At 64.1% G+C, this 1878-nt stretch carries 1 protein-coding gene and 1 pseudogene; both read right to left on the bottom strand.

Translation table 11 applies throughout. The features are described 5' to 3' along the window. Window positions 1–1537 (bottom strand): MFS transporter (locus tag VTU_RS0105130; protein ID WP_029554127.1); only part of this gene is annotated, 1537 nt, incomplete at its 3' end. Between the two features lie 214 nt (window positions 1538–1751). After that, a pseudogene (locus VTU_RS25770) lies at window positions 1752–1878 on the bottom strand (2-hydroxychromene-2-carboxylate isomerase); the annotation flags it as partial.

The raw sequence follows: 1878 nt of genomic DNA, 5'->3' as shown, positions 1-1878 counted from the left end.
CGATGGCCACCGCCATGGGGGGCAGCATGCCGCCGAACCAGCCGTTGCCGATGTGGTAGGGCAGGGACATCGAGGTGTAGCGGATGCGGGTCGGAAACAGTTCCACCAGCATGGCGGCGATGGGGCCGTAGACCATGGTCACGAGCAGCACCAGATAGGTCAGGAGCGCGACGACCAGGACCTTGTTGATGCGCTCGGGGTCGGCCTTGTTCGGATAGCCCGCAGTCTTCAGGGCCTCGGTCACGGCCTTTTTGAACTCGGCGTCCTTTTTCCTGGCCTCGTCCGCCGGCAGACCTTGGCTGGAGTAGGCGGTGATCACGATCTCGCCGATCCTGATCGTGGCCGGAGCGCCCACCGCCCCCGGGGCATTTTCGTAACTCACCGAAGCGCCGGCCAGCACCTGCTTGGCGATGTCGCAGGAACTGGTGAACTTGGCAGTGCCCGTGGGGTTGAACTGGAACGAGCACTCGGCGGAGTCGGCCGTGACGAGCACCCGGTTCTTGGCCTGGGCCTCGGCCAGCGCCGGGTTGGCCGCCCGGGTCAGCGCGCCGAACACGGGGAAGTAGGTCAGCGCAGCCAGCAGACAGCCCAGCAAAATGATGGGCTTGCGGCCGATGCGGTCCGACAGGGTGCCGAACACGATGAAGAACGGCGTACCGATCAACAGCGACAAGGCAACGAGGATGTTGGCGGTCGAGAGATCGACCTTGAGCGCCTGGGTCAGAAAGATTTGGGCGTAGAACTGGCCCGAATACCACACCGCGGCCTGGCCGGCGGTCAGGCCCAGCAGCGCCAGGATCACGATCCTGAGGTTCTTCCACTGGCCGAAGGACTCGGTCAGGGGCGCCTTGGAGGTCTTGCCCTCGGCCTTCATCTTCTGGAAGGCCGGCGATTCGTTCATCGACAGGCGGATCCAGAGCGAGACGCCCAGCAGCAAGATGGACACGAGGAATGGAATACGCCAGCCCCAATCGGCGAAGGCTTCCTCGCCCAGAACGCTGCGGATTACCAGAATCATGACCAGCGACAGAAACAGACCCAGCGTGGCCGTGGTCTGAATCCAGGCCGTGTAGGCGCCGCGCTTGCCCTGGGGTGAATGCTCGGCCACATAGGTGGCCGCGCCGCCGTACTCGCCGCCGAGCGCCAGACCCTGCAGCAGGCGCAGGGCGATCAGGGCAACGGGAGCCGCCACGCCGACCGACTCATAGGTGGGCAAGCAGCCCACGAGAAAGGTTGACAGGCCCATGATCAGGATGGTGACCAGGAAGGTGTACTTGCGACCGACCATGTCGCCAAGGCGACCAAAGACCAGAGCGCCAAACGGCCGCACGATGAAGCCCGCAGCAAACGCCAACAGCGCGAAGATGAACGCCGAAGTCTCATCCAGACTGCTGAAAAACTTCTTGGCGATGATGGCAGCGAGCGCGCCGTATAAGTAAAAGTCGTACCACTCGAAAACGGTGCCGAGCGAGGAAGCGAAGATGAGCTTCTTCTCCTCGCGCGACATCGGGCGCGGTGCGTGATGGGCTGTTGCCATGGTGTGTTTATCTCCTGAATGCTGATTGTTTGGACCGCGCTGGCGGCGCGGCTGCACGCGCATTCTCGGAGCCGGCACTGACCGGGCTCTGACGCGAAACCAACGGGAGCTTGCGCCAAACTGACCGCTCTCTGACAAGATCCGGTGAAACCCGTGCACAGGCTTTCGACATGCGGGAATGCAGGCCCCGTCGCCCCCGCAAAGGCTTCGGCCCTCAGCCCGCCAGCCCCGAGGGGACGCGGGAGACTGCTTCCCAATCGCCCCCGTCGAACCATGCGTCGCCGTCCAGATACGCGCGCAGCATGGGCAGGCCGTCCAGCCCCCAGAACAGCTTGCCGTCA

Source organism: Verminephrobacter aporrectodeae subsp. tuberculatae At4 (genome assembly GCF_000193225.1).
Taxonomy (GTDB): Bacteria; Pseudomonadota; Gammaproteobacteria; order Burkholderiales; family Burkholderiaceae_C; genus Acidovorax; species Acidovorax aporrectodeae.
Note: the sequence above shows the minus strand (reverse complement) of the source record. Positions and strands in the feature narration are given on the sequence as shown.